General features: G+C 73.1%; 21 protein-coding genes. 9 read left to right on the forward strand and 12 right to left on the reverse strand.

Annotated features, from left to right (window positions below):
- Positions 1-124 precede the first annotated feature (124 nt).
- Positions 125-1,000, reverse strand: coding sequence for a LysR family transcriptional regulator (locus tag AB4Y76_RS17980; RefSeq protein WP_441927769.1), 876 nt, complete (start codon positions 998-1,000; stop codon positions 125-127).
- A 92-nt stretch (positions 1,001-1,092) separates the two neighbouring features.
- Between AB4Y76_RS17980 and surE the strand changes: the two genes are divergently transcribed.
- Positions 1,093-2,142 (forward strand): 5'/3'-nucleotidase SurE, encoded by a 1,050-nt coding sequence (surE, locus tag AB4Y76_RS17985; protein ID WP_441927771.1) that lies wholly within the window; start codon positions 1,093-1,095, stop codon positions 2,140-2,142.
- Between the two features lie 32 nt (positions 2,143-2,174).
- Here the strand turns inward: surE and AB4Y76_RS17990 are convergent, their stop codons facing one another.
- On the reverse strand, positions 2,175-2,603 hold the full coding sequence (locus AB4Y76_RS17990; protein ID WP_441927773.1) for a VOC family protein: 429 nt from the start codon (positions 2,601-2,603) through the stop codon (positions 2,175-2,177).
- Positions 2,604-2,631: 28 nt separating this feature from the next.
- Positions 2,632-3,318 carry a GAF and ANTAR domain-containing protein gene (locus AB4Y76_RS17995; RefSeq protein ID WP_441927775.1) on the reverse strand — a complete coding sequence of 229 codons (687 nt, stop codon included), beginning with the start codon at positions 3,316-3,318 and terminating at the stop codon, positions 2,632-2,634.
- Between the two features lie 49 nt (positions 3,319-3,367).
- Between AB4Y76_RS17995 and AB4Y76_RS18000 the strand changes: the two genes are divergently transcribed.
- Positions 3,368-3,583 (forward strand): hypothetical protein, encoded by a 216-nt coding sequence (locus tag AB4Y76_RS18000; RefSeq protein ID WP_441927777.1) that lies wholly within the window; start codon positions 3,368-3,370, stop codon positions 3,581-3,583.
- 75 nt (positions 3,584-3,658) lie between these two features.
- Here AB4Y76_RS18000 and AB4Y76_RS18005 read toward each other — a convergent pair whose 3' ends face one another.
- Positions 3,659-4,498, reverse strand: a complete 840-nt coding sequence (locus tag AB4Y76_RS18005) for a sigma-70 family RNA polymerase sigma factor (RefSeq protein ID WP_441927779.1) — start codon at positions 4,496-4,498, stop codon at positions 3,659-3,661.
- A 156-nt stretch (positions 4,499-4,654) separates the two neighbouring features.
- Between AB4Y76_RS18005 and AB4Y76_RS18010 the strand changes: the two genes are divergently transcribed.
- Positions 4,655-6,028 carry a pyridoxal phosphate-dependent decarboxylase family protein gene (locus AB4Y76_RS18010; protein WP_441927781.1) on the forward strand — a complete coding sequence of 458 codons (1,374 nt, stop codon included), beginning with the start codon at positions 4,655-4,657 and terminating at the stop codon, positions 6,026-6,028.
- A gap of 30 nt (positions 6,029-6,058) precedes the next feature.
- Here AB4Y76_RS18010 and ilvD read toward each other — a convergent pair whose 3' ends face one another.
- Complete coding sequence (ilvD, locus tag AB4Y76_RS18015; RefSeq protein ID WP_441927783.1) at positions 6,059-7,744, reverse strand: dihydroxy-acid dehydratase; 1,686 nt, start codon at positions 7,742-7,744, stop codon at positions 6,059-6,061.
- 95 nt (positions 7,745-7,839) lie between these two features.
- Positions 7,840-8,919, reverse strand: a complete 1,080-nt coding sequence (locus tag AB4Y76_RS18020; protein ID WP_441927785.1) for a WD40/YVTN/BNR-like repeat-containing protein — start codon at positions 8,917-8,919, stop codon at positions 7,840-7,842.
- Positions 8,920-9,064: 145 nt separating this feature from the next.
- On the opposite strand from AB4Y76_RS18020, the gene AB4Y76_RS18025 reads away from it, so the two are divergent.
- The 3 genes from AB4Y76_RS18025 to AB4Y76_RS18035 all read left to right on the forward strand — a co-directional run bounded on the left by AB4Y76_RS18025 (position 9,065) and on the right by AB4Y76_RS18035 (position 11,559).
- Positions 9,065-9,289, forward strand: coding sequence for a hypothetical protein (locus AB4Y76_RS18025; protein ID WP_441927787.1), 225 nt, complete (start codon positions 9,065-9,067; stop codon positions 9,287-9,289).
- Between the two features lie 145 nt (positions 9,290-9,434).
- Positions 9,435-10,382 (forward strand): alpha/beta fold hydrolase, encoded by a 948-nt coding sequence (locus tag AB4Y76_RS18030; protein ID WP_441927789.1) that lies wholly within the window; start codon positions 9,435-9,437, stop codon positions 10,380-10,382.
- Between the two features lie 25 nt (positions 10,383-10,407).
- A complete protein-coding gene (locus AB4Y76_RS18035; protein ID WP_441927791.1) occupies positions 10,408-11,559 on the forward strand; it encodes a PQQ-dependent sugar dehydrogenase in 1,152 nt (383 codons plus the stop codon).
- 6 nt (positions 11,560-11,565) lie between these two features.
- On the opposite strand, the gene AB4Y76_RS18040 is transcribed toward AB4Y76_RS18035, so the two are convergent.
- The 5 genes from AB4Y76_RS18040 to AB4Y76_RS18060 form a co-directional block, all read right to left on the reverse strand.
- Positions 11,566-13,191 (reverse strand): hypothetical protein, encoded by a 1,626-nt coding sequence (locus AB4Y76_RS18040; RefSeq protein ID WP_441927793.1) that lies wholly within the window; start codon positions 13,189-13,191, stop codon positions 11,566-11,568.
- 265 nt (positions 13,192-13,456) lie between these two features.
- On the reverse strand, positions 13,457-14,971 hold the full coding sequence (gatB, locus tag AB4Y76_RS18045) for an Asp-tRNA(Asn)/Glu-tRNA(Gln) amidotransferase subunit GatB (protein WP_441927795.1): 1,515 nt from the start codon (positions 14,969-14,971) through the stop codon (positions 13,457-13,459).
- The gene (gene gatA, locus AB4Y76_RS18050) at positions 14,968-16,482 is read right to left on the reverse strand and encodes an Asp-tRNA(Asn)/Glu-tRNA(Gln) amidotransferase subunit GatA (RefSeq protein ID WP_441927797.1); all 1,515 of its coding nucleotides are present in this window, start codon (positions 16,480-16,482) and stop codon (positions 14,968-14,970) included. The genes gatB and gatA overlap by 4 nt, the downstream gene beginning before the upstream one ends.
- Positions 16,479-16,778, reverse strand: coding sequence for an Asp-tRNA(Asn)/Glu-tRNA(Gln) amidotransferase subunit GatC (gatC, locus tag AB4Y76_RS18055; protein ID WP_441927799.1), 300 nt, complete (start codon positions 16,776-16,778; stop codon positions 16,479-16,481). The genes gatA and gatC overlap by 4 nt, the downstream gene beginning before the upstream one ends.
- Positions 16,779-16,849: 71 nt before the next feature.
- Positions 16,850-17,902 carry an NAD-dependent epimerase/dehydratase family protein gene (locus AB4Y76_RS18060; protein WP_441927801.1) on the reverse strand — a complete coding sequence of 351 codons (1,053 nt, stop codon included), beginning with the start codon at positions 17,900-17,902 and terminating at the stop codon, positions 16,850-16,852.
- Positions 17,903-17,977: 75 nt separating this feature from the next.
- Here AB4Y76_RS18060 and AB4Y76_RS18065 point away from each other — a divergent pair, with 75 nt between their 5' ends.
- Positions 17,978-18,457 carry a DinB family protein gene (locus tag AB4Y76_RS18065; protein WP_441927803.1) on the forward strand — a complete coding sequence of 160 codons (480 nt, stop codon included), beginning with the start codon at positions 17,978-17,980 and terminating at the stop codon, positions 18,455-18,457.
- Here the strand turns inward: AB4Y76_RS18065 and ligA are convergent.
- Entirely contained in the window at positions 18,446-20,569 is a 2,124-nt protein-coding gene (ligA, locus tag AB4Y76_RS18070) for an NAD-dependent DNA ligase LigA (RefSeq protein ID WP_441927805.1), read from the reverse strand. The two genes, AB4Y76_RS18065 and ligA, sit on opposite strands and share 12 nt — an antisense overlap.
- A 63-nt stretch (positions 20,570-20,632) precedes the next feature.
- Between ligA and AB4Y76_RS18075 the strand changes: the two genes are divergently transcribed.
- The gene (locus AB4Y76_RS18075; RefSeq protein ID WP_441927807.1) at positions 20,633-21,310 is read left to right on the forward strand and encodes an alpha/beta hydrolase; all 678 of its coding nucleotides are present in this window, start codon (positions 20,633-20,635) and stop codon (positions 21,308-21,310) included.
- A 61-nt stretch (positions 21,311-21,371) separates the two neighbouring features.
- Positions 21,372-22,031 carry a hypothetical protein gene (locus tag AB4Y76_RS18080; RefSeq protein WP_441927809.1) on the forward strand — a complete coding sequence of 220 codons (660 nt, stop codon included), beginning with the start codon at positions 21,372-21,374 and terminating at the stop codon, positions 22,029-22,031.
- The last annotated feature ends 3 nt before the right edge of the window (positions 22,032-22,034 follow it).

Here is a 22,034-nt window from a genome sequence, read left to right on the forward strand (position 1 = left end):
CTCATTCGACACCAGGGCCGCCCCGGCGGCGAGTGCTTTGCCCGGCGCGTCCTCCGGGGCGTCCTCCGGGGCGTCCTCTGGGGCGTCCTCCGGGGCGTCCTCCGGGGCGTCCTCCGGGGCGCCGTCAGCCCGCGACGAGCTCGGCGAACCGCCGCAGGGTGTCGAGCAGGTGCACCTTGGCCGGCGACACGTTGCCGGCGAGGTGCACGGCGTTCAGCTCCTGGAACATCGGCGGTTCGAAGCCCCGCACGACGATCTCGTGCTGCGGCGCCCGCAACGCCTCCACGCTGTGCCAGATGCACGACGCCAGCCCGCGCAGCACCGCCTCCATCCAGACGCTGCGCTCGTCGGACTCGATCGAGACCACCGGCGTGATCCCGCACGCGGCGAAGAACCGGTCCAGCGCCGCCCGCCGGTCGGTGCCGACGGTCGGGAGGACCAGCGGGACCCCGGCGAGCTGCGCCAGGGTCACCCGGTCGGGCAGGTCCAGGCCCGGCGGCGAGATCAGCCGCACCTCGGCACGGCCCAGCGGCACCACCGCCAGCGCGGTCTCGATCACCTGGTCGCAGATCCCGAGGTCGGCACGCCCCGACGCGACCAGGTCGTGCACCTCCTCGGTGCTGCCGCAGCCCAGCATCCGGGTGTGCACCGCGACGCCCTGCTCGCGCAGCGCACTCAGGATCGGCAGCGCCAGCGAAGCCTGCAGCGTCGGCGAGGCGGCGATGACCAGCGGCGCGCCCCGGTCCCCGGTGGCATCCGCGTCACGGAGCGCGTCGATGCTGCGCAGCACCCGGCGCGCCCGGCCGGCGAACCGCTCCCCCGCCGGCGTCAGCGCGACCCCGCGGCCGGCCCGGGTGAACAGGGTGACCTCGAGCTCGCGCTCCAGCTGCCGGACGGCCCGGCTCAGCGCCGGCTGGGCGACGTACAGGGAGGCTGCCGCCGCGGTCATGCTGCCGGTCTCCGCCGTCGCGACCACGTAGCGCAGCTGCTGGATGTTCACGCCGCGCCTCCCTCCCATGCCGAACAGGTCTTGGACCCCGGGACGGCCCGCACCGAATGTAGGGGCACCAACCCCCTGCATCGAGGAGAACCATGCGATCGACCTTCTCACCGGCACGCGCCAGGTCCCGGTTCGTGGCCCTCGGCCTCGCCCTGGCCACCGCGGCGTCCGTCCTGGTCGCCGGAGCGGCCACGGGTGCCGCGACCGCCGCGGGCGCGCCGGACCTGCACGGCCTCCGGGTCCTCATCACCAACGACGACAGCGCCCGCGGGCTCGACGCCGGTTTCGGCACCGACGGCAAGGGGCTCTACGAGCTCCGCAAGGCGTTCTGCGCCGCGGGCGCCGACGTCCTGGTCGTGGCGCCGTGGTCCCAGCAGAGCGGCGCCGGCGCGCGGATGACCTCGCCCGGCTTCGCCCCCGTCCCACTCACCGTGCAGGCGGTCACGCCGCCCGCCGCGTACGCCGGCGACTGCGCCGCCGCCTCGACCGGCGGAGCCGTCTTCGGGGTCTGCCAGTCCGCCGGCCCGTGCTCGTCGTCGACCCCGACCGCCTCGCCCGCCGACGCCGTCAACGTGGCGCTGAGCCGGTTCGCGAAGACCTACTGGGCCGACGGCCCCGACCTGGTCCTCTCCGGGGTGAACTTCGGCCAGAACGTCGGCGCGACGCTCAACCACTCCGGCACGGTCGGCGCGGCGGTGACCGCGCGCGAGTACGGCGTCCCGGCGTTCGCGTTCAGCGCCGAGGTGCCCCGCGACCTGGCCCAGATCCCGTTCGTGCCTTTCGCGCAGACGGCGGCCTTCGCGACCGACCTGGTCGCGAAGACCGTGCGCAGCAAGCAGCTCAAGCCGGGCCTGGTGCTCAACGTGAACTACCCGTTCGTGGCCGCCGGCGAGACCCTCGGCAAGCCGGTCAGCACCGTGGCGGGCACCTCGAACGACATCGGGCTGACTTTCAACGGCGACGTCCCGCGCACGGGCGGCACCTACCAGCTGAGCGCCGGAACCCCGGCCGCCGAGACGCGGAAGAACGCCGACACCACGGCGCTGGCGGCGAACAGGATCTCCGTCACCCGGCTCGACGGCGACTGGACCTGGACGGAGAGCGCCGGGCTGCTCACCGTCCTGCTCACCCTGTTCGGCTGACCCGTTCGGCGCTGACCGGCCCGGTCGGCGCGCTACTCCCCGGGATCCGGGAGGACGAGCGCGCCGACCGGTCCCGGGTTGACCGCGATCTCCCAGCGGAACCCGTCCGGGTCGGCGAAGTAGCCGGTGTAGCCGCCCCAGTCGCGGCGTCGCGCCCGGGAGACCGGGTCGGCGCCGATCGCCGCGGCCAGGTCGAGGATCTCGTCGACCTCCGCCTCGGTGCGCACGTTGTGGGCCAGGGTCACCGGAACCAGGCCGGGGCCCCGGCGGACCGGACCCACCTCGGCCTCGAAGCCGCCCTCGGCCCACAGCGAGAGCACCAGGTGCTCGCCGGCACGGATCATCAGCACCTCGCCGGGCACGTACAGCTCGGGGGTCCAGCCGAGCCCGTCGACGTAGAACGTGTGCGTGCGGGCGAGGTCGGCGACGGCCAGGGTGACGAAGCTGATGCGCTGGTCCATGGCCCCAGCGTGCCTCACGGCACCGACGTCAGGACGGTAGCCGGCGGGTCTCCACCAGCCGTTCGGCGACCTTGCGGAGCTTGATGTTGTTGTCCTGGGAGTAGCGCAGCAGCACCGCGAACGCCTGGTCGGAGGTGAGGTCGAAGCGCTCCATCAGGATCCCCTGCGCCTGCCCGATCAGCTTGCGGGCGTCGACGGCCTGCCAGAGGTTCTCCTCCTTGCGCGCCGTCCCGATCGCGACGGCGGCGTGCCGGGCCAGGATGTGCGCGACCTCCTGGTCGTCGACGTCGAACTGCCGCGGCTTCACGGAGTACAGGTTGAGCGTGCCGATCACCGTGCCGGCGGTGTAGAGCCGGGTGCTGAGCAGGCTCCTGATCCCGGCCGAAGCCACCCGCGCCGCCCACCCGGGCCACCGGGTCTCGGTGGCGGTGTCGTCGACGATGATGCTCAGCCGGTCCTCCAGGGTGTCCAGGTCCGGCCCCTCACCGTGCTCCATCTGGATCTCGTCGAGCCGCTCGACGAGCGGGTCGGTCGCCGCGATCGTCTCCACCTGGGTGCCCCCGTGCACGAAGATCACGCCGGCGAAGTCGCAGCCGACCGCCTTCAGCGCGTACTCCAGGACCAGGTCGACTGTCTCCTCGACCCCGGGCTCGTCATGGAGCCGCAGTGCCATCTCGGCGAAGTCCTCGGCGGGGCCACGACTGAGATCGGGCACGCTCTCTCCTCACGGGTTTTCGGTGGCAGGGTCTGGGTATCGACGGGTGATGAACCAGCCCGAGGATACTGGGTACGACGCAGCGGCCGACCGGGCCCGGCTCCACGACCTGCTGCGCACCACCGGCCCCCGGACCGCGGCCGAGCTCGCCGGGCGTCCCGAGCTGGCCGGCTGGTCGACGGCTCGCCTGGAGAAGGCTCTGGCCGGGGCGTGGTCGCACGGGCAGGTGTCGGTCGACCGCGGGGACGCGTTCTTCGCACTCTGAGGGCCCGGACGCCGACGGAGGTTGACCGCGGCGCGGCCCGGGCTGCGTGAGCCGGGTCCGCGCCGCGGACGTCGGTCAGGCGGCCGGTTCCGCCAGCTCCCCGAGACGGGCACGCATCGTGGCGAGGACCCGGCTGAGGATCCGCGACACCTGCATCTGCGTGACGCCGATCTGCTCACCGACCTCGCGCTGGGTCATGCCCTCGACGAACCGCAGGTGCAGCACGCGGCGGTCGCGCGGGTCCAGGGCGGCCAGCAGCGGCTCGATCAGCAGCCGGGCCTCGCAGCGGTCGAGCTCCGGGTCCTCGGCGCCCAGGAAGTCGCCGAGCGAGGAGGCGTCGTGGTCGTCACCGGTGCCGACGACCCGGTCCAGCGAGGCGGGCGTGAAGCAGCCGTCGACGTTGAGTGCCTCGACGACGGTCTCCTCCTCGAGACCGGACTCGGCGCACACCTCGGCGATCGTGGGCTCCCGCCCCAGCCGCTGGACGAGGTCGGGACGGACCTGCCGCAACAGCTGCTGGGCCTCCTGCACCCGGCGCGGCGGACGGACCGTCCAGGCGGTGTCGCGGAAGTGCCGGCGCAGCGCCCCGAGGATGCTGGGCACGGCGTAGGTGAGGAAATCCCGGCCGAACTCCTGGCGGAACTGCGGGACGACCCGGACCAGGGCGAGCCGGGCGACCTGGGTGAGGTCGTCCAGCGCCAGGCCGCGGGCGGCGTACCGGCGGGCGAGCGCGTCGGCGATCGGCAGGTTGAGCAGCACGATCTCGTCGTACAGCTCGTGGCGGGCACCGGGCGGCTGTTCGGCCGCCCGGGCGAAGAGCGCCCGGGTGCGTTCGGCCCGCTCGTCCGATCGAATCTCGGACTCCGGATCGGGCTCGTGGGTAGGCAGGGGCGCGGACGGGGTGACCGAGGGCATCGGAATGCTCCTTGGCGAGAGAGTCCTGGTGGCCGAGCTGTGTGACCGTGGACTCGTCGGGGGTGCGTTACACGTCTACCCCCTGGCCGGTATCTCAAACGTAATACTCGTCGCCGGGTCTGGTCCGCGGCGGGGCAGGAGGCGTTGACTCGGGTCATGAACGAGACCGACGCCGCCCTGGCGCGGGCGCACGCCAACGCGCTCACCTGGTTCGACACTCTCCCCGAGCGTGCGGTGCCGGCGCGCGCACCGGTCGCCGAGGTGACCGCGGCGCTCGGCACCGACCTTCCCGACGGGCCCACCCCGGCCGCGGGGGTCGTCGACCTGCTCGCCACGGCCTGCGAGCCGGGCCTGGTCGCGATGGGCTCGCCGCGCTTCTTCGGCTTCGTGATCGGCGGGGCGCACCCGGCCGCGCTGGGCGCCGACTGGCTGGCCTCGGCGTGGGACCAGAACTCCTTCCTCCGCCAGGTCACCCCGGCGCACAGCGCCGTCGAGGACGTCACCCGGGGCTGGTTGCTCGACCTGCTCGGCCTGCCCGCCGAGGCCGCCGTCGGGTTCGTCACCGGCGCGACGATGTCGAACTTCACCTGCCTCGCGGCTGCCCGCGACGCGGTGCTCCGCCGGGCGGGCTGGGACGTCGGCACCGCAGGCCTGACCGGCTCCCCGCGGGTGCGCGTGCTGGTCGGTCGCGAGCGGCACGACACGGTGGACCTGGCGCTGCGCTACCTGGGCCTGGGGACGCCGGAGGTGGTGGACGCGGACGACCAGGGCCGGATCGACGTGACGGCCCTGGAGGCCGCTCTCGCCGATGCCGTCGGCGGGCCGGTCGTGGTCGTGCTCCAGGCCGGCAACGTGCACTCGGGCGCGTTCGACCCCTTCGCCGAGGCCGTCGCGGTCGCGCACCGGGCGGGAGCGTGGGTCCACGTGGACGGCGCCTTCGGGCTCTTCGCCGCCGCTTCCCCCGCCACCCGGGACCGCGTCCGCGGCTACGAGGACGCCGACTCCTGGACCACCGACGCGCACAAGACCCTGAACGTCCCGTACGACTGCGGCATCGCGATCGTCCGCGACCGCGCTGCGCTGCGCTCGGCGATGTCGATGGCCGGCGACTACCTGATCACCGACGAGGGCGGCGACCAGTTCGAGACCGTCCCGGAGTCCTCCCGGCGCGCCCGCGCCCTCCCGGTCTGGGCGGTGCTGCGGGCGCTGGGACGCGACGGCGTCGCCGACCTGGTCGAGCGGTTCTGCGCGCTCGCGGCCCAGTTCCGCGACGGCGTCGCGGAGATCCCCGGTGCCGAGGTCCTCAACGACGTGGAGTTCACCCAGGTCTGCGTGGCGTTCGGCAGCGACGAGCTCACCCAGGCCGTGGTCCGCGCCCTGCTGGAGGACGGGACCGCCTGGATGAGCGGGTCACGCTGGCACGACCGGGCCGTGGTCCGGATCGCGGTGAGCAACTGGTCGACCACCGCGGAGGACGTACGACGCAGCCTGGACGCGCTCCGCCGGGCCGCGGCCGCCACCGCTGGTTGAGGAGGTCGCGCAGCGACCGTCTCGAAACCGTCAGCCGCAGACGGCGCCGTGGGCCGCTGACTGCACGACCTTGGCGTACTTGCCGAGGACGCCGCGGGTGTACTTCGGCGGGTTCGGCACCCAGCCCTCCTTGCGGGCCGCGAGCTCGGACTCGTCGATGGTCACCTCGAGGGTCTTGCCGGCCACGTCCAGGGTGATCGGGTCGCCGTCGCGGACGAACGCGATCGGACCGCCGTCGACGGCCTCGGGCGCGATGTGCCCGACGCAGAGGCCGGTGGTGCCGCCGGAGAACCGGCCGTCGGTGATCAGCAGGACGTCCTTGCCGAGCCCGGCGCCCTTGATCGCGCCGGTGATCGCGAGCATCTCGCGCATCCCCGGGCCGCCCTTCGGGCCCTCGTAGCGGATCACCACCACGTCGTTCGGCTGGATGACGCCGTCGGCCAGCGCGTCCAGCGCGGCCCGCTCGCCGTCGAAGACGCGCGCGGTGCCGGTGAAGGTGGTGTCGTCGAAGCCCGCGCTCTTGACCACGGCGCCCTCGGGGGCCAGCGACCCCTTGAGGACGGTGATGCCCCCGGTGGCGTGGATCGGCTCGGAGAGCTGGCGCAGCACGTCGCCGTCCAACGGCTTCGGGTTCAGCGCCTCCAGGTTCTCGGCCATCGTCCGGCCGGTGACCGTGAGGGTGTCGCCGTGCATGAGCCCGGCGTCGAGCAGCGCCTTCATCACGACCGGGATGCCGCCGATCTTGTCGACGTCGTTCATCACGTAGCGGCCGAACGGCTTGAGGTCGCCGAGGTGCGGGACCTTGTCGCCGATCCGGTTGAAGTCGTCGATGGTCAGGTCCACCTCGGCCTCGCGGGCGATCGCGAGCAGGTGCAGGACCGCGTTGGTCGAGCCGCCCAGCGCCATCACGACGGCGATGGCGTTCTCGAAGGCCGGCTTGGTCATGATCTGGCGCGCGGTGATGCCCTGCTTCAGCATGGCCACCACGGCCTCGCCGGAGCGGTGCGCGAACCCGTCGCGGCGACGGTCGACGGCCGGCGGGGCGGCGCTGCCGGGCAGGGACATGCCGAGGGCCTCGGCGACCGAGGCCATCGTGTTGGCGGTGTACATGCCGCCGCAGGCGCCCTCGCCCGGGCAGATCGCGCGCTCGATCTTGTCGACCTCCTCGCGGGTGATCTTCCCGGCGAGGCAGGCGCCGACGGCCTCGAAGGCGTCGATGATCGTGACGTCGTGGCCGTCCACGCTTCCGGGCATCGTCGAGCCGGCGTACAGGAAGACGCTGGCGAGGTCGAGGCGGGCGGCCGCCATCAGCATCCCGGGGAGGGACTTGTCGCAGCCGGCCAGCAGCACGGAGCCGTCCAGGCGCTCGGCCATCATCACGGTCTCGACCGAGTCGGCGATGACCTCGCGGCTGACCAGCGAGAAGTGCATGCCCTCGTGGCCCATCGAGATGCCGTCGGAGACCGAGATGGTGCCGAACTCGAGCGGGTAGCCGCCGGCGGCGTGCACGCCGTTCTTCACGGCCTTGGCGAGCCGGTCCAGCGACAGGTTGCACGGGGTGATCTCGTTCCAGGACGAGGCGACCCCGATCTGCGGCTTGGCGAAGTCCTCGTCGCCCATGCCCACCGCCCGGAGCATCCCGCGCGCGGCGGCCTTCTCGAGGCCGTCGGTGACGTCGCGGGAACGGGGCTTGATGTCGGGGGTCTGCTGCGTCATGGGCCCCATTGTTCCCGACCGGCCGTGACGCCGTCCCGGGTGTTCGCCCTGCGACCCCCGGGCGACCCCCGAGCACCGCCCGGGCGCGCGTCCGGTCAGACCGCGGCGGCCCGGACGGTCATCACGTCCGGAAGGTTCGCGACCACCTGGTCCCAGCTCGTGCCGCCGTCCGCGGAGGCCCAGACGGCGCCGTTGCGGGCCCCCAGGTAGATCCCCGTCTCGTCGTGGTCGTCGACGGTCATCGCGTCGCGCATGACCGCCACGTAGAAGCTGTCCGGCAGCCCGTCGTCGAGCGGCTCCCAGCTGTCGCCGGCGTCGCGCGAGCGCCAGACCCGGGCCCGCCCTCCCGGCGGGTAGCGGCCGTCGCCGCCGTTCATCGGGAACACGAAGACGGTGTCCGGCTCGTGCGGGTGCACCACGATCGGGAAGCCGAAGTCCGACGGCAGCCCGTCGGCGATCGACTGCCAGGACGCCGCGTGGTCGTCGGAGCGGTAGACGCCGCCGTGGTTCTGCAGGTACAGGCGATCGGGCCGGTCGGGGTGCCGGGTGACCTTGTGCACGCACTGGCCGAACTCGGGGTACTGCTCGCCCTCCGGCAGGAACAGGGCGATCACGCCGTCGTTGCGCGGCTCCCAGGTGCTGCCGCCGTCGGCGGTCTGGTAGCAGCCACCGGTGGAGATCGCGACGGTCACCGAGTCCGGGTCGGTCGGGTGCGGCAGGATCGTGTGGAAGGCCTGGCCGCCGAACCCGGCTCCCCACTCGGGACGGTGCGGGTGGTCCCAGAGCCCGCGGACGAGCTCGAACCGCTCGCCGCCGTCGTCGGAGCGGAACACCGCGCCGGGCTCGGTGCCGGCGTACACGACGCCCGGGGTGGCGCCGGGGACGAGCTGCCAGATCCGTTCGACAGACGCGCCGGCGCCCTCGGGGAAGTGCGCCCCCGAGGTCGGCCGCCAGGTCTGCCCGAGGTCGTCGGAGACCTGGATCATCGGGCCGGTCCACGGCGACGACGCGCCGGCGAAGAGCCGCGGCCGGTCGCCACGGGTGTCGACCATGACCGAGTAGACCTCGGTCATGTCGAAGTGCGGACCCGACCACTCCCACGTCGTACGGCGCGAGTCGGACGTGCCGACCCACAGTCCTTTCCTGGTCCCGACCATGAGGATCGTCGCGTTCATCTGCCGAGCATGCTCCCCTCGGGCGTCCGACCTCAAGAGGCACGGGACGTGCGCACTTGTTCACACAGCCGTCACGCAGGCGTGACCGCGACGTACCACCGACTGCCTAGGTTCGGGGGCACCAGCACAAGGGAGGAGAGCCCGGATGAGCACACTGATCGCCGCTTCACCCCTGGGCCTCGTGGCACGTTGGTCGAGCCGCAGCCAGGAGCAGGCCCGCCGCAACGCGATGGCGGCCTGCACGGTCCTGACCGCGCGCCGTCACGAACGTCTCGAGGTCGAGAGCTTCATCGCCGGTTACCTGGCGCGGTACGAGACCGCAGCGGCCGCCGAGCCCGCCCTGGCCGTCCCGGTACGCCGCGTCGGCTGAGCCGCCTTCCTGAGCCGCCTTCCTGGGCCGCCTTCCTGGGCCGCCTTCCTGAGCCGCCTTCCTGGGGCGGGTCGACACGCCCCAGCCGTGGTGACCTGAGCCACGAATCCCCCCTCACGCAGCGGGGGTGGGGCACACTCGATCCATGTCCGCACCGCTGTCGGACCCCGCACCGGGTCTGCGCCTCGTCCCCGACCTCAGCGCCGAGGACTCCGAGCGCGCGCTCGCACTCCGCTTCTACCCCGTCACCGCGTACGACGGCACCGAGCTGACCGCCTGGACCAACGACGTCGACGGCCCGACCGTCCTGCTCTGCAACGGTCTCGGCACCAACCCCTACGCGTGGCCCGCGCTGCTCGACCCCGACTGCGGCGTCCGGGTGATCTCCTGGAACCACCGCGGCACCGGCGGCTCCGCCCGGCCCGAGAACACCGACCACGTCGGCATCGAGACCTTCGTCGAGGACGCCCTCGCCGTGCTCGACGACGCCGGCGTGGACTCGTGCCCGGTGATGGGCTGGTCGATGGGCGTGAACACCGCCTTCGAGCTCGCCACGCTGCACCCGCACCGGGTCGACGCGCTGTTCGCCGTGGCCGGCGTCCCCGGCGGCACCTTCGCCTCCATGCTCGCCCCGCTGCACGTGCCCCGGTTCGCCCGGGCCGCGATCACCGTCGGCGCGGCCCGCCTGATGAAGCTGCTCGGCAAGCCGCTCACCCCGGTCGCGCGCCACCTCCCGATCGGCCCCAAGGCGGTGGCCCTGCTCAGCCACAGCGGCTTCATGCTCCCGGTGGCCGACGTCGAGCTCACCGCCGCTACCGTGCACGAGATGCTGCAGATCCCGGTCGACTGGTACATGCACCTCGCCGTCGAGACCTCCCGGCACGTCCGCGTCTCGTTGCGCAGCATCGCCGTGCCTACCACCTTCGTGGCCGGGCGCTGGGACGTGCTCGCCTCCGCCCACGACATGCGGACCGCCGCCGACCGCATCGAGGGCGCCGAGTTCGTCGAGCTCAACGCCACCCACTTCGTGGCGATGGAGAAGCCGGTCGAGGTGCACGAGCTGCTGCTCGACCTGCTCGACCGCGTCGACTGACCGCTCCCCCTCTACGGTGGGGTCCATGCGACGGCTCCTGGCACCGGCCCTCACCGCGGGCCTGGCCGTGTCCCTGGCTGGGTCCCTTCTCGGGCTCGCCGGGTGCGGCGGCGACGACTCGTTCCCGCCGTCCTCGCGCGGGTCCGACCCGGCCACCGCGTCGCCGCAGCCGACCGAGCCCGCGACCACGCTGTCGCCCTCCCCGAGGCGACCGCCGCGCGTGCTCGGCACCGTCGCCCGCGGCCTCGAGGTCCCCTGGGGCATCGGCTTCCTGCCCGACGGCTCCGCCCTGGTCACCGAGCGCGACAGCGGCCGGGTGCTGCACGTCGCCGACGGCACGGTGACCCCGGTCGGCCGGATCGACGAGACCGTGGCGAACGGCGAGTCCGGGCTGCTCGGGCTGGCGGTGTCGCCGACGTACGCCCAGGACCGGCGGGTGTTCGTCTACGCCTCCACCGACGACGACAACCGGGTGCTGCGGTTCACCTTCGACGGCACCCGGATCGGCTCCCCCGCCCCGGTGCTCACCGGGATCCCGCGCGGCTTCATCCACGACGGCGGCCGGCTCGCCTTCGGGCCGGACGGCTACCTCTACGTCTCCACCGGCGAGACCGGCCGGCCCGAGCTCGCCCAGCGCGCCTCCTCGCCGGCGGGGAAGATCCTGCGGATCACCCAGGACGGCAAGCCCGCCCCGGGCAACCCGGACCCCGGCTCGCCGGTCTGGTCGCTCGGTCACCGCAACGTGCAGGGCCTGGCCTTCGACGACGCCGGGCGGCTCTGGGCCTCCGAGTTCGGCCAGAACACCTGGGACGAGCTCAACCTGATCCAGAAGGGCGTCAACTACGGCTGGCCGCAGGTCGAGGGCAAGGGCACGGCCGACGGCTTCCGGAACCCGCAGGTCGTCTGGCACACCGACGAGGCCTCCCCGTCCGGCCTCGCCTGGACCGACGGCCACCTCTGGCTCGCGTCGCTGCGCGGCGAACGGCTGTGGCGGGTCGACGCGAACGGCGCCCGCGCGACCGCCCCGAAGGACTTCTTCGTCGGCGAGCACGGCCGGATGCGGACCGTCGTGGTCGCCCCCGACGGCAACCTCTGGGTCACCACTTCGAACCGGGACGGCCGGGGAACGCCGAAGCCCGGCGACGACCGGATCCTGCTGGTGTCGCCGGGCTCCTGAGCGTGGTTAGCGGACGACCTTGACGGTCTTCGTGCCGCGGCGGATGTCAGCGAACTGACCGGTGGCGGTGATCCGGGCCTTGCCCGGCTTCCCGGACACGGTCAGGTACCGGACGAAGACGCCCTTCGCGTTGGCGTGACCGGTGCGGACCACGACGCCGCGCAGCCGCAGCGAGACCTGCTCCCCCGCCGCGAGCCCGCGCACGGTCACCCCGACCCGCTTGCCGCGGTGCACCGTGGACCGCGACAGCACGACCGGGAGGGTCTTCGGGCCGAGCACGTGCACCGTGCCGGTCGTGGCGCCGCCGGCGGCGGTCAGGCGGTAGGCGACGTCACCGGTCGGCGCCGGGACGACGACCGGGACGCTGATCGTGGAGCCGGTCCCGACGACCACCCGGTTGCCGCGCGACGTCGTCAGGCAGGTGCGCACGCCCGCGGGGATCCCGGTGAGCGAGAGCTTCTGCGTGCTGCCACCCCGCACGAAGCCGGTCGGGCCGCTGACCCCGGCGCCGGGCGCATCGCCGAGCAGGGCCAGCAGGCCGGCCGCCGCCGGGGAGGTGGTCCGCCGCCAGGTGTCCCGGGCGGCATCGGTGATCCCGTTGCTGGTGCCGGTGGCCAGGGTGGCCTGGTCGTAGGCGATCGCGCCGACCTCGCCGGCCAGCGGGCCGGTCGTGCCCGGGGCGACCTGGAGCGACTTCACCCAGGACGCGGCCCGGGCCACGTGCGTGCAGTCCCCCAGCGCGGCGAGGGCGCGGGCGGCCAGGCCGGTGCTGTTGGCGTTGGCCGCCTCGGTGGTCGCGCCACCGCCGAACGAGCCGTCGGCCTTCTGGGCCGAGAGCAGCCAGCTGCCGGCCCGGCCCAGCGCCGAGGCCACGGCCGGGTTGGACCGCATCGCGGCGAGCTGGAGGACGACGGTCGCGGTCGCGTCCGGGTCCGGGGCGCTCTTGCCGGCCGCCCTGCCGCCGTCGCAGGTCTGGTCGGTCGCGGACTTGCTCGCCGTCGGGAGCAGCCGGAAGTAGCCCGCGGAGCACTGCTGCTTCAGCAGGAAGGCGAGCACCGGTGCCGCCTGGGCGGATCCGGCGGTGGCCAGACCACGGGCGGCGAAGGCCTGGCCGAACGTGTTCGCGTAGTCCGAGCCGAAGGTGCTGGTGTCGAAGATGCGGCCGGTCGAGGGTCCGCTGCCGGTCACCTGGGCCTCGAGCCGGGTGATGAGGTTCTTGCCGCCGAAGGCGGTCGCGTCGGCGCCGGTCTGCTGGGCGAACACGACCGTCTTGGCGAGCGCGTTCGCGTAGGTGCTGCCGGTGTCGCCGAAGGCCTCCCCGGAGATGTAGGCGTCAGCGGAGACCGAGTCGGCGATCGCGTCCTTGACCTCGGTCACCGTGCTGTCGTGACCGCCGATCGCCTGGAGCGAGAACGCGGCGTCGATCGAGAGCCCGTGGTCGTCGTACGCCCCGAAACCGGTGTCCGGGTAGTGCATCAGTCCGTTGGTGAGCTGGCCGACCAACCAGGTGGAGGCAGCCTCTGCGGAGCCCGGGACGGCGGCCTGGGCGGGGGCGCCGGTCAGCAGCGTGACACCCGAGACGGCGAGGGCCGCGGAGGCGACGAGGGCTCCGGTACGACGGAGGGGGTTCATGAGTGGTCCTTCCCGCTGCAGGAGCGGGAGGCGACCGCCACCCGCTGCTCTCCACGACAGCGACTGTTGCGAGGACGTCAGCGGCGGGTGTTCCGACTCGTCGCCCCGACTGCTCGGGCGCGACCTACGGTTGCGGGTCAGTGCCGGAATTCGACCGGCTTTCCCCATCCACGGACGTGGTGTGTTGGTGCTCGTTCCCCAGGGCGGGGAACGGTTGACCCTAACACCGCGGACCGGGCGGTCCTCCCGCCCGGTCCAGCCGCTGTCAGGAGAGCTTCTCGAGGATCAGCTCGCGGACCCGGCCGGCGTCGGCTTGGCCCTTCATGTCCTTCATCACGGCACCGATCAAGGCACCGGCGGCGGCGACCTTGCCGTCGCGGATCTTCTCCGCCACGTCCGGGTTCGTCGCGATCGCCCGGTCGACGGCCTCGCCGAGGGCACCCTCGTCGGAGACGATCGCGAGGCCGCGGGCGGCGACGACGGCGTCCGGCTCGCCCTCGCCGGCGAGGACGCCGTCGAAGACCTGGCGGGCCAGCTTGTCGTTGATCGAGCCGCTGTCCACGAGCGCCTGGATCGCCGCGACCTGGGCCGGGGTGATCGGCAGTGCCGCCAGCTCGATACCGTCCTCGTTGGCGCGGCGGGTCAGCTCGGCGACCCACCACTTGCGGGCGGCCTGCGGGGACGACCCGGCGGCCACGGTCTGCTCGATCAGCCCGACCGCCTCGGCCGCGACGACGTCACGCATCTCCAGGTCGGTGAAGCCCCACGCCGCCTGCAGCAGGGCGCGCTGCTCGCGCAGCGGCACCGGCAGGGCGGCCTTCAGCTCCGCGACCCACTCGCGGCTCGGCGCCACCGGGACCAGGTCCGGCTCCGGGAAGTACCGGTAGTCGTCGGCGTCGGACTTCTCCCGGCCCGACGTCGTGACGCCGGTGTCCTCGTGGAAGTGCCGGGTCTCCTGCAGGATCGACTCCCCCGCGGTCAGCAGCGTGGCCTGCCGGCAGACCTCGAAGCGCGCGGCCCGCTCGACCGAGCGCAGCGAGTTCACGTTCTTGGTCTCGGTCCGGGTGCCCAGCACCGGCTTGCCGCTGACAGGATCAGCGCTGCCCTTCGGTGCCAGCGACAGGTTCACGTCGCAGCGCATCGAGCCCTGCTCCATCCGCACGTCGGAGACGTCCAGCCCGAGGAGCAGGTCGCGCAGCGTGGCGACGTACGCGCGCGCCACCGCGGGGGCCTTCGCGCCGGCGCCCACGATCGGGCGGGTGACGATCTCGATGAGCGGGATCCCGGCGCGGTTGTAGTCGACCAGCGAGTAGTCGGCGCCGTGGATGCGACCGGTCGCGCCGCCGACGTGCAGCGACTTCCCGGTGTCCTCCTCCATGTGCGCCCGCTCGATCTCGACGCGGAAGGTCTCGCCGTCGACCTCGACGTCGAGCCAGCCGTCGAAGGCGATCGGCTCGTCGTACTGGGAGGTCTGGAAGTTCTTCGGCATGTCCGGGTAGAAGTAGTTCTTCCGGGCGAACCGGCACCACTCCGCGATCTCGCAGTTCAGCGCGAGGCCGATCCGGATCGCCGACTCCACGGCCTTGCCGTTGACCACCGGCATCGAGCCCGGCAGGCCGAGGCAGGTGGGGCAGGTCTGGGTGTTCGGCTCGGCGCCGAAGTCGACCGCGCAGCCGCAGAACATCTTCGTGTTCGTGCTCAGCTCGACGTGGACCTCCAGGCCCATCGCGGGGTCGAACGCGGCGATCGCCTCGTCGTAGGACATCAGGGTCTCGGTCATCGGGCACCTCCCAGGGCCGGGGCCTGGGCGAGCAGCGGGCCGCCCCATTCCTTCTCGAGCATCGCTTCGAGGGCTGCCCCGACCCGGTAGAGCCGGTCGTCGGCGAGCGCGGGCGCCAGCACCTGGAAGCCGACCGGGAGGCCGTCCTCGGGCGCCAGCCCGGCCGGGAGCGAGAGGCCCGGGATGCCGGCCAGGTTCGCCGGGATGGTGGCGACGTCGTTGAGGTACATCGCCACCGGGTCGTCGAGCTTCTCGCCGATCTTGAACGCGGTCGTCGGCGCCGTCGGCGAGACCAGCACGTCGGCCTTCGCGAAGGCGGCCTCGAAGTCGCGGCTGATCAGCGTCCGCACCTTCTGCGCCTGGCCGTAGTAGGCGTCGTAGTAGCCGCTGGACAGCGCGTAGGTACCCAGGATGATGCGGCGCTTCACCTCGTCACCGAAGCCGGCGTCGCGGGTCGCCCGCATGACCTCCTCGGCGCTCGGGTCGCCGTCCGGCACGACCCGCAGGCCGTAGCGCATCGCGTCGAAGCGGGCCAGGTTGCTGGACGCCTCGCTCGGCATGATCAGGTAGTACGCCGCGAGCGCGTGCACGAAGCTCGGGCAGGAGACCTCGACGACCTCGGCACCGGCCTTGGTGAGCAGCGCGACGGCCTCGTCGAACCGCTGCTCCACGCCGGCCTGGTAGCCCTCGCCGCGCAGCTCGCTGATCACGCCGATCCGCACCCCGGCGAGGTCGCCGGCGGCGCCCTGGCGGGCGGCGTCGGCGAGCGCGGGCAGCGGCTGGTCGATGCTGGTGGAGTCGAGCGGGTCGTGGCCGCCGATGACCTCGTGCAGCAGGGCCGCGTCGAGGACCGTGCGGGTGACCGGGCCGACCTGGTCGAGCGAGTTCGCCATCGCGACCAGCCCGTAGCGGGAGATGCCGCCGTAGGTGGGCTTGAGGCCGACCGTGCCGGTGACCGCGCCCGGCTGCCGGATCGAGCCGCCGGTGTCGGTGCCGAGCGCCAGCGGCGCCTCGAAGGCGGCCACCGCGGCCGCCGAGCCGCCGCCGGAGCCGCCCGGGATCCGGTCGGTGTCCCACGGGTTCCGGGTCGGCCCGTACGCCGAGTGCTCGGTCGAGGAGCCCATCGCGAACTCGTCCATGTTGGTCTTGCCGAGGATCGGCAGGCCGGCCTCCTTGAGGCGGCTGACGACGGTGGCGTCGTACGGCGGGATCCAGCCGTCGAGGATCTTCGAGCCGCAGGTGGTCGGCAGGCCCTCGGTGGCCAGGACGTCCTTGACCGCGACCGGGACGCCGTCCAGCGGCGAGGCCGGCGTACCGGCGGCGCGGCGGGCGTCGGAGGCGGCCGCCTGGGCGAGCGCGCCCTCGGCGTCCACGTGCAGGAAGGCGTGGATGTCGGTGTCCACGGCGTCGATCTGGTCCAGGCAGGCCTGGGTGATCGCGACGCTGGTCGTCTCGCCGGCGGCGAGCATCGCGGCGAGCTCGGCGGCACTCTTCTTGGTCAGGTCGCTCACTGCTCGTCTCCCAGGATCCGCGGCACGGAGAACCGCTGCTGCTCGCTGGCCGGGGCGCCGGAGAGCGCCTGCTCGGCGGTCAGCGAGGGCCGGACGACGTCCTCGCGGAAGACGTTCGTCAGCGGGATCGCGTGCGAGGTCGGCGGGATGTCCGCCGCGGCGACCTCGGCGATCGAGGCGATGCTCTCCAGGATCACGGAGAGCTGGGGCGCGAGGTGGTCGAGCTCGGCGTCGTCGAGCTCGATCCGGGCGAGGTCCGCCAGGTGACGCACCTCGTCACGGGTGATTTCAGGCATGGGGCCAATCCTAGGGCCCGGGTCGTGTGCCTCTCGACGCGCCCGGACGCGTCCTGGGGCACACGACCCGGTCAGCCCTTGACGATCCCGTCGTCGATCATCTGCTGGAAGTGGTCGGTCACGGACTCGGCGCCGGGGCGGAAGGTGATCCCGAGCTCTTTCACGGTCCGGCTGTTGTCGAAGCGCAGCGGGTAGCCGACGTTGAGCTCGATGAACCTGCGGGTCATCCCGGCGATCGGCGCGGCCAGCTTGATGACCGGCTTCGGGGCCTGGGTCAGCGGGAACGACGGCCGGTAGCCGAAGCGGGCGCGCAGCGCCCTGCCGATGTCGAGCATGCTCATCGTCTCGGCGTTGGTGATGTAGCGCCCGTGCGCCTCGGGGGTGAAGCCGGCCGCGATGTGCGCGCGGGCCACGTCACGGACGTCGACGACGCCCATCTCCAGCGCGGGCGCGCCGGCGGCCAGGGAGTAGTCGGTGAAGCTCCCCATCGTCCGGAAGGTGCCGGACTTGCTGGCGGTCGTCAGCGACGGCCCGAGGACCAGACCCGGGTGGATCGTGACCAGGTCCCAGCGGTCCTGCGCCTCGGCGATCCGCCACGCCTCCCGCTCGGCGACGGTCTTGGAGTACGGGTACGGCTGGTGCCCGAGGCTGCTGGTGGTGTTCCAGTCGTCCTCGGTGAAGAAGTCCTTGCCCCGCATGTCGATGTTGTCGCCGCAGATGGCGACGACGCTGCTGGTGAGCACCACCCGCTTGACCGAGGCGGTCTCGCCGACGCTGGCCAGGACGTTGCGGGTGCCGTCCAGGGCCGGGTCGACCAGCTGCTTCTGCGGGTCCTTGACCTTGCCGAGGAGGAACGGCGACGCGGTGTGGATGACGAGCTCGCAACCGGCCATCGCCTCGGTGTAGCTGCCCGGCTCCAGGAGCTCGGCGCGGGAGAGGCTGAGGCGGCCCGGGTGCTCCGCGGAGAGCGCGTGCAGGTGCTCCAGGCCGTTCGCCTTGCGGGGATCACGGACCGTCGCGCGGACCGTGAAGCCGTCCTCGAGCAGGTAGCGCACGATCCAGCTCGCGACGTACCCGCTGCCGCCGGTGACCAGGACCGGTGCCGTCCTGTCGATGATCGTCATGCCTGGAGGGTAGGGCGCGCCGGGGCCGTCGAGAAGGGTGTCCACGAGATCCGTCCACGTGACTACGCTCTCACCGTGGAACCTCCCCTGATCGCGGACGAACGCACCCAGCTCGACGGCTTCCTCGACGCGGCCCGGGAGGAGATCGTGGCCGGCCTGGCGGGGCTGACCGAGGAGCAGGCCCGGCGCCGGCTGGTGCCGTCGCTGACCACGCCGATCGGACTGGTCAAGCACGCCACGTTCGTGGAGCAGGTCTGGTTCCACGTCGCGATGGCCGGGCGCACCCGGTCCGAGCTCGGCCTGCCCGACGAGATCGACGACACCTTCGCCTTCGACGACTCCGACACCGTCGACGGGGTGATCGCCGAGTACCGCAGGGTCTGCGCCGAGGCCCGCGAGATCGCCGCCGGCTTCGCGCTGGACGACCTCGCCCAGTACAACCGGCGCAGCCCGCTCACGGTGCGCTGGGTCTACGTGCACCTGGTCCGCGAGCTCTCCGCGCACGCCGGGCACGCGGACATCCTGCGCGAGCAGATCCTTGCCTCAGACGGCTGACGGACCGCCCTCGAGCAGCCGGGTGAAGCCGTCCTCGTCGAGGATCGGGACGCCGAGCTGCTCGGCCTTGTCGGCCTTGGAGCCCGGACTGTCGCCGACGACGACGTAGTCGGTCTTCTTGGAGACGCTGCCCGAAGCCTTGCCGCCGCGGGACAGGATCGCCTCCTTGGCGCCGTCGCGGCTGTAGCCGGCGAGCGAGCCGGTGACGACCAGGGTCAGCCCGGCGAGGGTCTGCTCCCCGGTCTCGGCGCGCTCGTCCTCCATCCGTACGCCGGCCGCGGCCCACCGGTCCACGATCTCGCCGTGCCAGGCCGCCTCCGGGTCGTCGAACCAGGTGCGCACCGACTCGGCGATGGTCGGGCCCACCCCCTCGGCGGCGGCGAGCTCGCCCTCCTCCGCGGCCCGGATCGCGGCCATCGAGCCGAACTCGGCGGCCAGCGCGCGGGCGGCGGACGGGCCGACGTGCCGGATCGAGAGGCCGACCAGCACCCGCCACAGCGGCTGCTCCTTGGCCCTGGCCAGGTTGTCGAGGAGCTTCTGCCCGTTCGCGGTGAGCTGCGGGCCGTCCTCGTCCTTCTTCGGCGCCCGGGTGAACAGCGGTGCGACCCGCAGCCGGTCGGCGTCGAGGTCGAAGACGTCGCCCTCGTTGGTGATCGCGCCCGCCTCCAGCAGCGCGACGGCGGCCTCGTAGCCGAGGCCCTCGATGTCGAAGGCGCCGCGGCCGGCCACGTGGAAGACCCGCTCGGTCACCTGCGCCGGGCAGTCGCGGTGGTTGGGGCAGCGCAGGTCCTTGTCGCCCTCCTTCTGCTCGACCAGCGTGGTGCCGCAGGACGGGCACGCGGTCGGCATCACCCACTCCGGCAGCCCCTCGGGACGCAGCGCGAGCACCGGGCCGAGGATCTCCGGGATCACGTCCCCGGCCTTGCGCAGGATCACGGTGTCCCCGGGACGGACGTCCTTGCGCCTGACCTCGTAGGCGTTGTGCAGGGTGGCGTTCTCGACGGTCGACCCGGCCACCTTGACCGGCTCCATCACGCCGTACGGCGTCACCCGGCCGGTACGGCCGGTGTTGACCTCGATGGAGAGGAGCTTGGTGTTCACCTCCTCCGGCGGGTACTTGTAGGCGATCGCCCAGCGCGGCGCCCGCGACGTGGAGCCGAGCCGGCGCTGCAGGGCGACCTCGTCGACCTTGACCACGACGCCGTCGATCTCGTGCTCGACGTCGTGCCGGTGCTCGCCGTAGTGGGTGATGTATTCCTTGACGCCGTCGAGGTCCGGCACGACGCGGACCCGGTCGCTGGTCGGCAGACCCCAGGCCCGCAGCGCCTCGTACGCCGCCGACTGGGCCGCGGGCTCGAAGCCCTCGCGGGCACCGATGCCGTGGCAGACCATGCCGAGATCGCGGGTCGCGGTGACCCGCGGGTCCTTCTGCCGCAGCGAGCCGGCGGCAGCGTTGCGCGGGTTCGCGAACATCTGCTTGCCGGCCTCGACCATGGAGGCGTTCAGCCGCTCGAACGCCTCGACCGGCAGGAAGACCTCGCCGCGGACCTCGACGAGCGCGGGCACGGGGAGCTCGTCGGTGCCGGTCAGGGTGTGCGGGATCGAGGCGATCGTCTTGACGTTCGGCGTGACGTCCTCGCCGGTGCGCCCGTCGCCGCGGGTGAGCGCCCGCACCAGGCGGCCGTTCTCGTAGAGCAGGTTGATGGCCAGGCCGTCGACCTTCAGCTCGCAGAGGTACGCGGGCGAGGTGACGCCGTCGCGGGTCAACCGGGCCTGCCAGGCCTCGAGCTCCTCGACGGAGAAGGCGTTGTCCAGGCTCTCCATCCGCTCGAGGTGGTCGACCGCCGTGAAGAGGGTGGACACCGCGCCGCCGACCTTCTGGGTCGGGGAGTCCGGGGTGCGCAGGTCCGGGACGAGCTCCTCGATCTCCTCCAGCCGGCGCAGCCGCACGTCGAAGTCCGCGTCGGAGAGGGTCGGGTCGTCGAGCACGTAGTACCGGAAACGCGCTTCCTCGATCTGCTCGGCCAGGGTCTGGTGCTCGGCCCGGAGGGTCGCCTCGTCGCTCACGGGGCCATCTTGCCGTGTTCCACCGACAACGGGGGAAGCACCCATCCGCGGCCGGGCCCGCTCCGAACCACCCCGGAACGGCCTTGACCCGACGGAGAGGATGGCCGCATGCCCGTGGAGCCCTCGGACCGGATCGTCACCGCCCCCGCCCCGGCGCGCCCGCGGGCGCAGGTGCTGCTGCTGCACGGCGGCGCCCAGCACGGCCAGGTCCCGGTCGACGGCCGCAGCCTGGCGGTGCACCGGACCCGGGCGATGCTCCGGGCGGTCGCGCCCCGGCTCACCGACGCCGGCGTCGCGGTGAGCATGCTCCGGTTCACGGTGAAGGGCTGGAACGGCACCCGGGCCTCCCCCGTCGACGACGTCCGGTGGGCGGTCGCGGCGCTGCGGGCGGAGCACCCGGACCTGCCGGTCGTGCTGCTCGGCCACTCGATGGGCGCCCGGGCGTCGGCGTGGGCCGCGGACGCACCCGGTGTCGTCGGCGTCGTCGGGCTCGCCCCGTGGTTCCCGAAGGACGACCCCGTCGGCGCGCTCGCCGGCAAGCACCTGGTCGCGGCGCACGGCGGCCGGGACCGGATCACCAGCCCGCGGCACACCCGGCGGTTCGTCGAGCGCGCCACCGACGTCGCCGCGTCGGCCCGGTACGTCGAGATGGGCTCGCTCGGTCACTACATGCTCCGCGGCGCGGGGCACTGGAACGACGTCGCGGTCACCGAGACTCTCGACATCCTGGACCGGGTCCGCGGCCACGAGGGCACCGACGTGGGCGGCATCACCCTGCCGGAGTGAAACCGTCCCCGGTCGCGGTGCGTTCCACCAGTGACGCCCCGCCGCCGACCGAGAGACCCGCATGCAGTCCCCGAACAACGACGAGAAGCCCGAGACCCGGCACGGGCTCTCGCTGACCCAGGTCGCGGCGAGCGCGGCCGCAGCGGCCTCCGCCGCTTTCGGCGCCTCCTACCTGGGCGTCGCGGGCACGATCATCGGGGCGGCCGTCGCGAGCGTGATCGCGACCGTCGCGACCGCGATGTACGGCGTCTCGCTCGAGCGCAGCCGGGAAGCCGTCCGCCGGACCGCGCTGCGGTCGGGCACCCTGCCCGTCCCCCGGCCCGTCCCCCGGCCCGTCTTTCGGGACCCGGTGGACCTCCCCTGGCGCCGGGTCGCGGTGACCGCGGTCGCCGTCCTGGTCGTCACGCTCGGCACGGTCACCGGCGTCGAGGCCGTGCTCGGCAAGCCGCTCTCGGCGGTCCTCGGCGGCTCGGACGCGCACGGAACCAGCATCGGCGCCGTGAAGGGCTCCGGTCCGGCGACGACCGGGAAGGCCCCGGGGTCGACGCCGTCGCCCACGCCCACCCCGTCCGCGGAGCCGACCAGCACGCCGACCAGCACGCCGACCAGCACACCGACCGCGGAACCGACCACGACCCCGACCGCCGACCCGACCAGCACACCGACCGACGGTCCGACCGCGGCCCCCTCGGCGGACCCGACCGGCACACCGACTCCCTGATCC

This window comes from Marmoricola sp. RAF53 (assembly GCF_052114005.1).
GTDB lineage: Bacteria > Actinomycetota > Actinomycetes > Propionibacteriales > Nocardioidaceae > Marmoricola.